The sequence below is a fragment of the Castellaniella sp. genome (assembly GCF_049671645.1).
Lineage (GTDB): Bacteria > Pseudomonadota > Gammaproteobacteria > Burkholderiales > Burkholderiaceae_B > Castellaniella.
Genome location: NZ_JBATVG010000016.1, coordinates 72,515 through 85,946, shown reverse-complemented (window position 1 = coordinate 85,946; position 13,432 = coordinate 72,515). Strand labels below are relative to the sequence as shown.

Below are 13,432 nucleotides of genomic sequence, written 5' to 3'. Positions count from 1 at the left end.
GAGGGAGTCAACCATGATGAATTTTGAAATGCTGGATACCAGCAGAAACGGGACGGTGATCAAGGTGGTCGGCGTCGGCGGGGCGGGCGGCAATGCCGTGGCCCATATGATCCATTCAGGGGTCCAGGGCGTGGAGTTCATCTGCGCCAACACGGATTCCCAGGCACTGTTGGCCAGCGAGGCCCCGGTGCAGATCCGCCTGGGCCGCAGCGGCCTGGGCGCGGGCGCCAAGCCCGACCAGGGGCGCGCGGCCGCCGAGACGGCCCGCGAGGAGATCCGCACGGCGTTGAGCGGTGCGCATATGGTGTTCATCACCGCGGGCATGGGGGGCGGCACCGGCACGGGCGCGGGTCCGGTGGTGGCGGAAGTCGCCAAGGAACTGGGCATCCTGACGGTGGGCGTCGTGACCAAGCCGTTCGTGTTCGAAGGCAACAAGCGCATGCGCCTGGCCGAGGAAGGGATCCGCGAACTGTCCCGGCACGTGCATTCCCTGGTCGTGGTGCTGAACGAAAACCTGTATGAGCTGATGGACGAGGACGCCACCCAGGAAGATTGCTTCCAGGCGGCCGACGACGTGCTGCACAATGCCTGCGCCGGGATCGCCGAGATCATCAACGTCGAAGGCAATGTCAACGTCGACTTCGAGGACGTCAAGACGATCATGGGCGAACAGGGGCAGGCCATGATGGGCACGTCCATGGCGGGCGGCGCCGATCGCGCGCGGATCGCAGCCGAACAGGCCATCGCCTGCCCCTTGCTCGAAGGCGTCGATCTGCATGGCGCTCGGGGCATCCTGGTGAACATCACGGCCAGCCGTTCGCTGAAAATGCGCGAAACCCGCGAAATCATGGACACCATCCGCAGCTACGCCTCGGAAGATGCCACTGTGATCTTCGGCACGGCCTATGATGATGCCATGGGCGAAAACCTGCGTGTGACCGTAGTGGCCACCGGTCTGGGGGCTTCCGTGACGGCTTCCAAGCCGACCCTGGTTCCGCACCCGGTCGAGGCGCAGCGCACCGGCACCGATAATCAGCCGATCCACATGGGTCATGATTTTTCGGGGACGGACGTGCCCTCGGTCATCCGCAATCCGCGTTCCAACGCATCGGCCCAGGTGCGAGCGCTGGAAGGCGCCGGCATGGATCATTTCGACATTCCGGCTTTCCTGCGTAAACAGGCCGACTGACCGCGTAGTCCGCATTACCTCACATCGCGGCTGCTGTCACGCCGGTCGCGGCGCCTGGCGCATTCGCCCCTTCCCCTGGGGGCGGGTGCGCCTTCGCATGTCGGCTTCGTCCGCATACAGTCGTTTGCACAATTAAAGTCGTGGAAAACCCGTAGAGCCGTTACAATGGCAGGATTAGCCGTGTCTGCCGGGTTCCCGGCCGCAGGGCAGCTGCCGTCGACCACGAAATCTCATGCTCTTACAGCGCACCCTCAAACAAGCGATCTCCACCAAAGGCGTTGGCCTGCATTCCGGCCGCCGTGTAGAGATCACGCTGCGCCCCGCCGAGCCCAATACCGGGATCGTGTTTCATCGCGTCGATCTCCCCGAAATCGTCGATCTGCCCGCTCGCGCCGATGCCGTGGGCGACACGCGCATGGCCTCGGTGCTGCAGCAAGGATCGGTGCGCGTGTCCACCGTTGAACACCTGATGTCCGCCCTGGCCGGGCTGGGGGTCGACAACCTGCACATCGACCTGGATGCCGAGGAAGTCCCCATCATGGATGGCAGCGCCGGCACCTTCGTCTATCTGCTGCGCAGCGCCGGCCTGCAGGAACAGCCGGCCGCCAAACACTTCATCCGGGTGCTGAAAACTGTCGAAGTCCGCGAGGGCGAAGGCCCTGCCGCCAAATGGGCGCGGCTGGAACCCTACGATGGCTTCGCGCTGTCGTTCGCCATCGATTTCCGCCATCCGGCCATCGATTCCACGGCCAATCGGGCCGAGGTCGATTTCGCCCGCGATTCCTACGTCAAGACCATCGCCCGGGCGCGCACCTTCGGCTTCGCCAGCGAAGTCGAGGCCCTGCGGTCCATGGGCCTGGCCCGGGGCGGCAGCCTGGACAATGCCATCGTCATGGACGAATACCGCGTGCTCAATGCCGATGGCCTGCGCTATGACGACGAATTCGTCAAACACAAGATCCTCGATGCCATCGGGGATCTGTACCTGGCCGGCAAGCCCCTGGTGGCTCGCTATGTGGCCTGCAAATCGGGCCATGGCCTGAATAATCAGCTGATACGGGCCTTGCTTGCCCAGCAGGATTGCTGGGAACTCGTCAGCTACGATTCGCCGGAAACCGCGCCGGCGGCCTATACCCGCGATTGGCAGTTCGCCTGAAATCCGAACCGCTTGCCCGCGGCGAGGTGCGCGAGCAACGCGGCAGACCGCCTGAATCCGCGGGTGCGCATGGCGCGACGGCTTGCTCAGGGATCCCCTGTCGGATCAGCGGCGATGATGCTGCAGCAATCGCGCAATGGCATCGGCCAGGGGGCTGGGGGCCAGTTGCTGCTGCAGATCCTCGAACGACTGCAGCGCCTGTTCATTCAGGGGCTGGGTTTCCCGAGTGGGCTTTTGTGTCCCGCCGCGGCCCATGGCGGCGTCGATCCGCACGACAATCGTATCGACCGGCCAGCCGGCGTCTCTCAACCGGTGCGCGGTGTCGTCCGTCAGCTGGCGCAGGCGGGCGGCATGCGCCGGGCCGGGAACCATGACCGTGATCTGGTGTCCATCTACACGGGCCACCTGGATGCGGCGACCCAGGGCGGGCGGCAGGATGCGCGCCAGCTCTGTCTGCAGGGCCAGCAGTTCGTGCGCCGTCTGCAGCAGACGCGCCCCCTGGGGGTGGTGGCTCAGCCAGCTCAGGGCCGGGATCCCGGATGAACGGCTGCGGTGGTGCGAGGCCGATGACATGAAGGAAGGAATGGATGAAAAGATGGATCAGGATACCAGGGGCGGTCAAGCCGTCCGGACATTCTAGCGTGCGGCTGGCAAAGGGCGGCGGGCTGGTGCTGGCCTTGGCGCTGGCTGCCTGGGGCGGCGCGCAATGGCAGTCCTGGCAGACGCGCGGGCTGGATGCGGGGCAACGGCAGGCGCTGGATGCCCGCTTGCAGCAGGAATCCGCCACCTTGCAGGGCAATCTGTCCGGCTTGGCCGGAAAAGTCGGCGAACTTCAGGGCCGGGTGCTGGCCATGGAAGCGGTGCGCAGCCGGATCGCCACGGCGGCCGGTCTGAACTACAGCGCCCCGGAACTGGCGCCGGCCGGCCGCGTGACGGCCGATGGGCTGCCGCAGGCCGATGCTTCGCAGGTGCTGGATGACATTCCCGAGCAGGACGCGGCGCTGCCGTCGGTCGGCTCGGCCGAACAGTTGGGGCGGCATATCGACGCCCTGGGCCAGCGGCTGGCGAATCAGGAAGACGCCTACGCCCTGGTGGATGCCGCCTTGTCGAAGCAGGCCGGTTTCCAGGCCAGCCTGCCGACCTTGTCGCCCGTCGATTATCCGGCGCTCAGCTCCTCGTTCGGCTGGCGGCGCAATCCGGTCAGTGGCCGCAACACCATGCATGAGGGCCTGGATTTCGTGGCCCCTCGGGGGGCGCCGATCCGGGCCGCATCCGGCGGCTTGGTGGTGCGGGCGGGGACCCAGCGCGGTTACGGCAAGATGGTTGAAATCGACCACGGCAACGGTTTGCGCACGCGCTATGCGCATGCGTCCAGCCTGTTGGTCAAAGCGGGCGACATCGTGCGTCAGGGCGATCTGATCGCCCGGGTCGGCAGCACCGGCCGCTCGACGGGCTCGCATCTGCACTTTGAAATCCGCATGGCCGACTACCCGCTGGACCCGACGCTGTTCATTCAGCCCGGCAGGCAGCCGCTGGAAGCGTCCGGGCCCCTGCGCCTGGCGGCGACCGGCAACGCGGCCAAAGCGGGTGGTCCCCAGCTGCGTTAAACTGCATCGTTTACCTGCGGTCACTGTTCAGTGACCGTGCCTGACAATCTTCCGGTTGCCGGCCCTGCCCGATGCAGGACCGGCCCGCAGCGACGACATACTATGGTTTCTCTGCTCAAAAAAATCATTGGCAGCCGTAATGACCGGCTGCTGAAGCAGTACCGCAAGCAGGTCGTACAGATCAATGCGCTCGAGCCCTCCGTTCAGGCGCTGTCCGACGACGAATTGAAGGCCAAGACCGCCGAATTCCGTCAACGCATTGCCGATGGGAAGTCCTTGAATTCCCTGCTGCCGGAGGCCTTTGCCGTCGTGCGCGAGTCCAGCAAGCGGGTCTTCGGCATGCGCCACTTCGACGTGCAGATGCTGGGCGCCATCGCGCTGCATAACGGCAAGATCGCTGAAATGCGCACTGGCGAAGGCAAGACCCTGATGGCCACCCTGGCGGTGTACCTGAATGCGTTGCCGGGACGCGGCGTGCACGTGGTGACGGTCAACGATTACCTGGCCCGGCGCGATGCCGAGTGGATGGGGCGCCTGTACGGTTTCCTGGGCATGACGACGGGGGTTGTCGTGCCGCAGCAGGAAAACGAGGAAAAGCGCGCCGCCTACCAGGCCGACATTACTTACGGCACGAACAACGAATACGGCTTCGACTACCTGCGCGACAATATGGAATTCCGTCCGGAAGACCGCCGCCAGCGCAGCCTGTCCTATGCCATTGTGGACGAGGTCGACTCCATCCTGATCGACGAGGCCCGCACGCCTTTGATCATTTCCGGCCAGGCGGAAGACAATACCGAACTCTACGTGCGCATGAACGCGGTGCCGCCGCTGCTGACGCGCATGACGGAAGAGCCCAAGCCGCACGAACCCGAACCGGAAGGCGATTTCTGGGTCGACGAAAAGGCCCAGCAGGTTCACTTGTCCGAGGCCGGGCAGATCAAGGCCGAGCAGATCATGTCCCAGCAGGGCATTCTGCCGGAAGGCGAATCCCTGTACGACCCGCGCCATATTTCCCTGATGCATCACCTGTTGGTGGCGCTGCGGGCGCACAATCTGTTCCACCGCGATCAGCAGTACGTGGTGCAGGACGGCGAGGTTGTGATCGTGGACGAATTCACCGGCCGCCTGATGGCCGGGCGCCGCTGGTCCGACGGTCTGCATCAGGCGGTCGAGGCCAAGGAAGGCGTGCGCATCCAGAACGAAAACCAGACGCTGGCCTCGATCACGTTCCAGAATTATTTCCGCATGTACGACAAGCTGGCGGGCATGACGGGGACGGCCGACACCGAGGCCTATGAGTTCCAGGAGATCTACGGCCTGGAAACGGTCATCATCCCGACCAACCGGCCGATGGCCCGCAAAGACCAGAACGACCAGGTCTTCAAGACGGATGCGGAAAAATACCAGGCGATCCTGGCGGACATTGTCGATTGCCACAAGCGCGGCCAGCCGGTGCTGGTGGGCACCACCAGCATCGAAAACTCCGAACTGCTGTCCAATGCCCTGAAAAAGGACGGTCTACCGCACGATGTGCTGAACGCCAAGCAGCACGCTCGCGAGGCCGAGATCGTGGCCGAGGCCGGCAAGCCGGGCCACATCACGATCGCCACCAATATGGCCGGCCGCGGGACCGATATCGTGCTGGGCGGCAGTGTCGACAAACAGGTGGACCTGGTCCGCGCCGATCCCGATCTGAGTCCGGAAGAAAAGGACGCCCGCGTCGCTGCAATCCGCGCCGAATGGGCGCCGGCCAACGAGGCCGTGAAGGCGGCCGGGGGCCTGCGCATCATCGGCACGGAACGCCATGAATCGCGCCGTATCGACAATCAGCTGCGCGGCCGGGCCGGCCGCCAGGGGGACCCGGGCTCGTCGCGTTTCTATCTGTCGCTGGACGATTCCCTGATGCGCATTTTCGCGGGCGACCGGGTCCGCGCCATCATGGACCGCCTGCGCCTGCCGGAAGGCGAACCGATCGAGGCCCGCATGGTGTCGCGTTCGATCGAGTCCGCTCAGCGCAAGGTCGAGGGCCGCAACTTCGACATCCGCAAGCAATTGCTGGAATACGATGACGTAGCCAACGATCAGCGCAAGGTGCTGTACGGCCAGCGCAACGAGGTGCTGGAATCGGCCTCGGTGGCCGAGACGATCGCCAATCTGCGCGATGCGGAAATCACGGCCGTCTTCCGCCGCTACGTTCCAGAGGAAACGATGGAAGAGCAGTGGGATATCCCGGGTCTGCAGACGACGCTGGAGTCGGACTGGGCGATGCCGATGCCGCTGGCCGACATGCTGGAGAAGGAACCCAACCTGACGGACGATGATCTGCTGGAACGCGTTCTGGCCGAGTCCAAGCGTCTGTACGATGAAAAGGTCGCCCTGGTGGGGGCCGAGGGCTGGGGGCCGTTCGAGCGCTCTGTGTTGCTGCAGGCGCTGGACAGCAACTGGCGGTCGCACCTGGCGTCGCTGGATCACTTGCGGCAGGGGATTCATCTGCGCGGCTATGCCCAGGTGGACCCGAAGCAGGCCTACAAGCGCGAGGCTTTCACGCTGTTTTCGGATATGCTGGACCGGATCCGCAATGAGACGATCCGCGTGCTGATGACGGTGCGGATCCAGTCGGCGGAGCAGGTGGAGGTCGAGGAACCTGCCTCTCCGGCGCTGGAAAACGTGCGCTATCACCATGCGGATTACGACGCGGCGTTGCGCGGGGATGACCCGGGGCTGGATCAGGCTCCCGGTGCTTCCGACAGCATGCCTGCGGGGGCGGTGCCCCGGGTGGGGCGCAATGATCCTTGTCCATGCGGCAGCGGGAAGAAGTACAAGCACTGCCACGGTAAATTGGCGTAGTGCTTCAAAAGGCCGGGATTGGATCCCGGCCTTTTTCTTGCGTTAGAGCTCGGCACCGCCCCAGGGCACCGCCTGACGAAGGGGGCGCGGTCGCCTGACCTATTGGCGCTGGTCTCTCCTTGCCGCTAGACTGCACAGGATGCATCCCGACGCAGGAGTCAAGCTATGCCGCTAGATCCACCTGACGAGGCACGCTCGCGAGCCCATCCGGACACGTTGGCGCCCAGGCCGAATCCGCAGCTCGAGCGCAGCCGATTCGGCGGCACGCAGCGCCGCCCCGAGCGTTTGGCCGAAGATGACGGGCCGGTTTCGCGCAGCGATCTCAGCAGGGGGCCTCAGGAAATCCTTGAACTCCCGGTGGCGCATGTCAACTGGCGGGTCTTGCTGCTCTCGTCGGTGGTGATCCTGGCGTTCTCGATATGGGCCATCCTCGTTCCCGACGATGCTCGCATCGAGATGAAAGCCGCCGTCGACTGGATCGCGATAAACCTCGGCTGGTATTACGTGCTTACCATGACGCTCGTGATCGGCTTCGTGCTTTGGGTCGCGCTTTCCAAGGAGGGCAGTGTGCGGCTCGGCCCCGATGACTCTCGACCGCAGTACGGGCTGGGGACTTGGGTCGCGATGCTGTTTGCCGCCGGTGTCGGGATCGACCTGCTGTTCTTCTCCGTTACCGGCCCGGTCGTGCAGTACCTGCATCCGCCCTCCGGCGAGGGCGGCACGGCCGCCGCCCTGCAGAATGCGGTCGTCTGGACCATGTTCCACTATGGCATCGCGGGCTGGTCGATGTATGCGCTGCTCGGCATGGCGATGGGATATTTCGCCTACCGGTGGAGCATGCCTCTGTCGATTCGCGCGGCGCTCTATCCGCTGCTCGGCAAGCGCACGCGTGGCCTGTTGGGCGACGGCATCAGCCTCGTCGCCCTGGTCGGCACCGTGTTCGGCGTCGCCACGTCGATGGGCATCGGCGTCGTCCTGCTGAGTGTGGGGTTTTCGTTGCTCTTCGGCCTGGAACAGGGCCTGGCGCTGCAGATCGCGCTGGTCATCGGCGCGGTGGTCCTGACTGTCCTGGCCACCACGTCCGGTGTCGACCGCGGCATCCGTTGGATCTCCGAATTGAACCTCTGGAGCGCCGTGGCGATGATGATCTACATTCTCCTCACCGGGCAGACGGCTTTCCTCTTGAACGCCCTGGTCGAGAACATCGGCCAGTTCATTGTCACGTTCCCCGCGCGCACGTTGCAGACCTTCGCCTACGAGCCTGGCGGCTCCCAGTGGATGGCTGGGTGGACACTGTTCTTCTGGGCATTCTGGCTCGCGTGGGGACCATTCGTCGGCGTCTTTCTCGCCCGCATCTCGCGCGGTCGCACGCTGCGCGAGTTCGTCATCGCGGCGATCACCGCCCCCGTGCTGTGCGATTTCATCATTGTTTCACTCTTCGGGAATTCGGCGCTGTTCCAGGTCTTGCAGGGCAACACCGCCTTCGCCGAACTCGCGGTCCGGAGTCCGGAGCGAGGCTGGTACGCGTTGCTGGAAATGTTCCCGGGGGCGATGTTCCTGATCGGGTTGGCGACGTTTTCCGGGTTGCTGTTCTATCTCACGAGCGCCAACTCGGGCGCGATGGTGACGGCGAATTTTTCGGCCTCGATCCCGGATCCGTCGCACGACGGGCCGAAATGGCTGCGCATCTTCTGGGCCGTGCTCACCGCGGTGCTCACCGTGGCGATGCTGCTCGCGGGGGGCGTGACGACGATGGAGTACGCCACTCTTATCTTCGCGCTGCCGGTGACGATAATCGCCTACCTGGTCATGGCATCCTTCTACAAAGCGTTGCGGATGGAGCGGGCGGAGCGCGAGGGGCAGGTGTTGCGCAGGCGGACTGTCGCCCCGATCGGCGGTCTGGTGCCGGAGCGATCGTGGAAGCAACGGCTTGAGCAGATGCTCATGTTCCCTTCCTTGCGCCAGGTCGCCCAGTTTCTAGGGCGCACGGTGCGGCCGGCCCTGGACGAGGTCGCCGCCGAGTTCCGCAACCAGGGCTATGAGGTCGAACGCAGCGTGGTGACCAACGCCGGTGGCGTCGAGGAGCCGCTGCTGCGGGTGTCGATGGATGCCTTCAGCGCCTTTCAATACCACGTCGCCGTCGTCGAGGCGCGGGTGCCGATGTTCAGTGGCCGGATGTCGCGCGAGACCGACGTCTACTATCGGTTGGAAGTGTTGACCCCGACCGGGTCGGGCGGCTATGACCTGATGGGCCTGACCAAGCAGCAGGTGATCGACGACATACTCGAACGCTACGAGGCGCACTTGTCGTCGCTCACGAGCGCTACTGCGTGATGAGTGGTGTGGCGTGGGTGGGGTTTTGCCAGGGGCTCCCGGCGTTTCCTATCGGGGGGCAGTCGGGCTCGGGGTGTCCCTGTGGGTGTCTTCGGTAGGGGCTTGACGGGGTTCTTGCGCTGGATCTCGGCGGTGTCCTGGGGCGGGGCTTGTGGTGTGTTATTGGAGGCGGCTCCTCGGCTTGCCTGGGGGAGCCAGCGTCGCCGTGGTGGCCTGACCGAGTTGCTGCACAAGAAAAATTACAGCAGGAACAGGGTCGCCAGCCCCAGAAACAGGAAAAAACCCAGCGAATCCGTGGCGAAGGTCAGCAGCACCGATGACCCCATGGCGGGGTCCTTGCCGAAGCGGTCGCGCAGCAGCGGGATCAGCACGCCCAGGGTGGCGCCGATCAGCATATTGCCCACCATCGCGGCCATCATCACGGCGGCGATCGCGTAGGAATCCGAAATCATCCAGGCGAATGTCGCGGCGACCAGGCTGCCGCAGGTGCCCACCATGAAGGTCACCTGCAGTTCGCGCTTCACCAGTTGCCAGATATTGGCGCCTGTCACGCGGCCCGTGGCCATGGCGCGGATGATCATGGTCATCGTCTGGTTGCCCGAATTGCCGCCGATCCCGGCGACGATGGACATCAGGAAGGCCAGGATCACGATGTGGCTGACCGTGTCCTCGAAGCGCGAGGCGACCAGCGATGCGATCGATGCCGTGCACAGGTTGACCAGCAGCCAGGGCGCGCGGTTGCGCAGCGCCGACAGGACGGGGGCGAAGATGTCTTCTTCCTGCAGGCCGGCGCGGGACAGTTCCTGTTCCTGGGAGTCTTCCTGCAGCACGTCCACCACTTCGTCGATGGTGACGCGGCCGATCAGGCGGCCCTGCTCGTCCACCACGGGGGCGGATACCAGGTCGTAGCGTTCGAAGGCGCTGGCGGCGTCGGCGTCCGAATCCATGGGATTCAGGCTGAGCACGTCGGGTTCCATGACGGCATTGACCAGAGTGTCGGGTTCGCTGAGCAGCAGGCGCGACAACGACAGGGTGCCGCGCAATTGGTCGGCGCGGTCCACGACGAAGATCTGGTCGGTGTGGTCGGGCAGCTCGTGCAGGCGGCGCAGGTAGCGCAGCACGACTTCCAGCGTGATGTCCTCGCGCACCCGCACCATGTCGAAGTCCATGATGGCGCCGACGGTGTCTTCCGGGTAGCCCATGGCTGCGATCAGCTGGGCGCGCTCCGCGTCGGTCAGGCCTTTCTGGACCTCGGCGATGACATCGGCGGGCAGGTCGGGCGCCAGGTCCGCGATCTCGTCGGCGTCCATGTTGCCGGTGGCCGCGATCAGGTCCTCGTGGTCCATGGACTCGATCAGCGACTCGCGGACCCAGTCTTCGACTTCCAGCAGCACGTCGGCGTCGTATTCCTGGCTGACCAGTTGCCAGACGACCTGGCGCTGCGTGACCGGGAGGGACTCCAGGATGAAGGCGATGTCGGCCGGGTGCAGGACGTTGATGATCTGCCGGATCTCGTCCTCGTGCTGCCGCTGCAGCATGCCCTCCAGCAGGTTGGAGCCGTCTTCGTCCTCGGTGTCGTGCTGGCGCTGGGCGAGCGAATCCACCACTTCCTGGCGCTTCAGGATGGATTGCAGTTCCTGCAAGGCCAACTGCGCATCTTCCGGATCCAGGCGGCGGGGGATCACGACGGATGTGGGGGTTTCGAGCACCGGCTGATCGGCCATGGCGTCCTCAGATCGGCGGCAGGGGGCGGCTGTGGCGGTGTTCGTCGGTGGCCACGTAGGTCAGGGTGGCCTCGGTGACTTTGACGACCTCGGCTTCCAGCCGCTGGCGCTCGGCGTAGACCTCGACCGACACGGTGACCGACGTGCGGCCCGTATGGGTGATGGTGGCGTAGAAGCTGAGCAGATCGCCGACGAAGACGGGCTGTTTGAAGGTGAAGGCGTTCACGGCCACGGTGGCCACGCGCCCCGCGGCGCGGCGGGTCGCCGGGATGGAGCCGGCAATGTCGACCTGGGACATGATCCAGCCGCCGAAGACGTCGCCGTGGATGTTGGCATCGGCCGGCATGGGCATGACGCGCAGCACGGCAGGATAGTTGTGCGGGGGCAGGGTGGTTGACATGGCGTCCTCGGCGGATGGGTGGCGCGGGCGGGCGGCCCTGGCTCCGGGCGTATTTTACGGCAAGCGCCTGGCAAGGTTCGATGTCCGGGCTTCCCCGGGCATCGGCGGGCGGGTCCGCCGCGGGCCACGCGGCTTATGAGGCGGACAAATAGCGCTGCGCCAGCAGGATCCAGTAGGCGGCGCCCAGCGGGATCAGGTCGTCGTTGAAGTCGTAGCTGCCGTTGTGCAGCGTGCAGGGGCCCAGCCCGTGGCCGGCGCTGCGGTGATCGCCGTCGCCGTTCCCGATCCAGATGTAGCACCCCGGGCGGGCCTGCAGCATGAAGGCGAAATCCTCGGCGCCCATGGACGGGCGCACTGCCGTGCGCACCTGGTCCGCGCCCACCAGGTCGTTCAGCACCTGGGTGCTGAGGGCTGTTTCCGCCGGGTGGTTGATGGTGGCCGGGTATTCGCGGCTGAACTGGAACTCGGCCGTGCAGCGCAGGGCCGCGGCCAGGTGCTGCGTCATGTCGCGCATGCGCGATTCGATCAGGTCCAGCACCGGGGTGGACAGGGTGCGCACCGTGCCGCGCAGCACCGCCTGGTCGGGGATGACGTTATCGGCCGATCCGGCGTGGATCTGGGTCACGCTGATGACGCCGGCGTCCAGCGGATCCTGGTCGCGGGTCAGGATGGTCTGGAATGCCAGCGTCAGTTGGGCGGCGGCCACGACCGGGTCGACCCCCAGGTGCGGCATGGCGCCGTGGGCGCCGCGCCCTTGCAGCGTGATCTGGAAGCGGTTGCTGGATGCCATGATGGGACCTTCGGTCAGGCCGAAGGTGCCGACCGGCAGCCCCGGCCAGTTGTGCATGCCGAAGACGGCGTCCATGGGGAATTGATCGAACAGGCCGTCCTCGATCATGTGCCGGGCGCCGCCCCCGCCTTCTTCGGCGGGCTGGAAGATCACCTGCACAGTGCCCGGGAAATCGCGGTGTTGCGCCAGATAGCGGGCGGCGGCCAGCAGCATGGTCGTGTGGCCGTCATGGCCGCACGCGTGCATGACGCCTGGGTTGCGGCTGGCATGGGGGAAGGTATTGGCCTCGGGCATGGGCAGCGCATCCATGTCGGCCCGCAGGCCGATGGATCGGCCCGCCTGGGCGCCCGCGATGCGGCCCACGACCCCGGTTTCCCCCAGGCCCCGGTGGGTTTCGATGCCCCATGATTCCAGCAGGCGGGCCACAGTATCGGCGGTGCGGACTTCCTGGAAGGCCAGTTCGGGCCAGGCGTGGATGGACCGCCGGATGTCGGTCATGTCGGGCAGCCAGTCGCCCAGAGTGTCGAGGATCGCTTGTTTCATAGATGTCGGGTGATGAGTGCATCCAGGGCCAGGGCGATGTGCGGGTTGGCGGCAATGACATAGCCGCCCTGGGGCCAGGGGTCCTGGCGGCGCAGGTCTTCGCAGACGCCGCCGGCGGCCCGGACCAGGACCGTGCCCGCTGCGACGTCCCAGGGGGCCAGGCCCATTTCCCAATAGCCATCGTAACGCCCGCACGCCGTCCAGGCCAGGTCCAGGGAGGCCGCCCCCAGCCGACGCACGCCGCGGGTCTGGTGCATGGCGTCCAGGAAGCCTGGCATGTATTGCGGTTCGAAGGAAAAATCCCGGAAGGGGAAGCCGGTGGCCAGCACGGACTGGTCCAGGGATTCTGTATGCGAGCACTGGATGCGTCGGCCGTTGAGCCAAGCCCCGATGCCGTGCAGGGCGGAGAACAGTTCCTGGCGGTTGGGGTCGTAGACGACGCCGATCAGGGGCGTGTCCTGGGGCAGAGGCGTCTGGCCGTCGGGTTTGCAGCCGGCATGTCCGATCAGGGCGATGGACACCGCATAATGCGGGATGCCGCTGAGGAAATTGGTCGTTCCGTCCAGGGGGTCGATGCACCAGGTGGCCTGGCTGCCCGGCTGCCCGCCCGATTCTTCGGCGATGATGCCGATGTCCGGCGTGCGTTCCCGCAGGATGGCGATGATGGCCTGTTCGGCCTCGCGGTCGGCCTGGGAAACCAGGTCGTTGCGTTGCTTGGTGTCGATGACCAGCTCGCTGCGGTGCAGGGCGTGGGTTTGTAAAATGGCTGCCGCTGCGTGGGCGGCCGTGACGGCGGCGTCCAGAGAGTCGGCCGACAGGAGATGCGGTGTCAACATGTC

10 protein-coding genes are annotated in these 13,432 nt (G+C 65.6%); 5 read left to right on the top strand and 5 right to left on the bottom strand.

The window, feature by feature from the left end:
• Positions 1-13: 13 nt before the first annotated feature.
• Entirely contained in the window at positions 14-1,189 is a 1,176-nt protein-coding gene (gene ftsZ / locus WBG56_RS07875) for a cell division protein FtsZ (protein WP_424266986.1), read from the top strand.
• Positions 1,190-1,421: 232 nt separating this feature from the next.
• Positions 1,422-2,345 (top strand): UDP-3-O-acyl-N-acetylglucosamine deacetylase, encoded by a 924-nt coding sequence (gene lpxC, locus WBG56_RS07870; protein WP_424266984.1) that lies wholly within the window; start codon positions 1,422-1,424, stop codon positions 2,343-2,345.
• A 105-nt stretch (positions 2,346-2,450) separates the two neighbouring features.
• On the opposite strand, the gene WBG56_RS07865 is transcribed toward lpxC, so the two are convergent.
• Positions 2,451-2,918, bottom strand: coding sequence for a DciA family protein (locus WBG56_RS07865; protein ID WP_424266982.1), 468 nt, complete (start codon positions 2,916-2,918; stop codon positions 2,451-2,453).
• 68 nt (positions 2,919-2,986) lie between these two features.
• On the opposite strand from WBG56_RS07865, the gene WBG56_RS07860 reads away from it, so the two are divergent.
• The 3 genes from WBG56_RS07860 (at position 2,987) to betT (ending at position 9,136) form a co-directional block, all read left to right on the top strand.
• On the top strand, positions 2,987-3,952 hold the full coding sequence (locus WBG56_RS07860) for a M23 family metallopeptidase (RefSeq protein WP_424266980.1): 966 nt from the start codon (positions 2,987-2,989) through the stop codon (positions 3,950-3,952).
• Positions 3,953-4,054: 102 nt separating this feature from the next.
• Positions 4,055-6,802 carry a preprotein translocase subunit SecA gene (gene secA, locus WBG56_RS07855; RefSeq protein ID WP_424266978.1) on the top strand — a complete coding sequence of 916 codons (2,748 nt, stop codon included), beginning with the start codon at positions 4,055-4,057 and terminating at the stop codon, positions 6,800-6,802.
• 165 nt (positions 6,803-6,967) lie between these two features.
• Positions 6,968-9,136, top strand: a complete 2,169-nt coding sequence (gene betT / locus WBG56_RS07850) for a choline BCCT transporter BetT (protein ID WP_424266976.1) — start codon at positions 6,968-6,970, stop codon at positions 9,134-9,136.
• A gap of 239 nt (positions 9,137-9,375) precedes the next feature.
• Here the strand turns inward: betT and mgtE are convergent, their stop codons facing one another.
• From mgtE to WBG56_RS07830, 4 genes are all read right to left on the bottom strand, one after another.
• On the bottom strand, positions 9,376-10,860 hold the full coding sequence (gene mgtE, locus WBG56_RS07845) for a magnesium transporter (protein ID WP_424266974.1): 1,485 nt from the start codon (positions 10,858-10,860) through the stop codon (positions 9,376-9,378).
• A gap of 7 nt (positions 10,861-10,867) precedes the next feature.
• Complete coding sequence (locus WBG56_RS07840) at positions 10,868-11,260, bottom strand: acyl-CoA thioesterase (RefSeq protein ID WP_424266972.1); 393 nt, start codon at positions 11,258-11,260, stop codon at positions 10,868-10,870.
• Between the two features lie 133 nt (positions 11,261-11,393).
• On the bottom strand, positions 11,394-12,593 hold the full coding sequence (locus tag WBG56_RS07835; RefSeq protein ID WP_424266970.1) for a M20 aminoacylase family protein: 1,200 nt from the start codon (positions 12,591-12,593) through the stop codon (positions 11,394-11,396).
• Complete coding sequence (locus tag WBG56_RS07830) at positions 12,590-13,429, bottom strand: inositol monophosphatase family protein (RefSeq protein ID WP_424266968.1); 840 nt, start codon at positions 13,427-13,429, stop codon at positions 12,590-12,592. Before WBG56_RS07830 ends, WBG56_RS07835 begins: the two co-directional genes overlap by 4 nt.
• Between the last annotated feature and the right edge of the window lie 3 nt (positions 13,430-13,432).

Excerpts from the sequence above, each read along its gene's own strand:
- ftsZ (WP_424266986.1), top strand. The coding sequence starts at position 14 with ATGATGAATTTTGAAATGCTGGATACCAGCAGAAACGGGACGGTGATC.
- lpxC (WP_424266984.1), top strand. The coding sequence starts at position 1,422 with ATGCTCTTACAGCGCACCCTCAAACAAGCGATCTCCACCAAAGGCGTT.
- WBG56_RS07865 (WP_424266982.1), bottom strand. The coding sequence starts at position 2,918 with ATGTCATCGGCCTCGCACCACCGCAGCCGTTCATCCGGGATCCCGGCC.
- secA (WP_424266978.1), top strand. The coding sequence starts at position 4,055 with ATGGTTTCTCTGCTCAAAAAAATCATTGGCAGCCGTAATGACCGGCTG.
- betT (WP_424266976.1), top strand. The coding sequence starts at position 6,968 with ATGCCGCTAGATCCACCTGACGAGGCACGCTCGCGAGCCCATCCGGAC.
- mgtE (WP_424266974.1), bottom strand. The coding sequence starts at position 10,860 with ATGGCCGATCAGCCGGTGCTCGAAACCCCCACATCCGTCGTGATCCCC.
- WBG56_RS07840 (WP_424266972.1), bottom strand. The coding sequence starts at position 11,260 with ATGTCAACCACCCTGCCCCCGCACAACTATCCTGCCGTGCTGCGCGTC.
- WBG56_RS07835 (WP_424266970.1), bottom strand. The coding sequence starts at position 12,593 with ATGAAACAAGCGATCCTCGACACTCTGGGCGACTGGCTGCCCGACATG.
- WBG56_RS07830 (WP_424266968.1), bottom strand. The coding sequence starts at position 13,429 with ATGTTGACACCGCATCTCCTGTCGGCCGACTCTCTGGACGCCGCCGTC.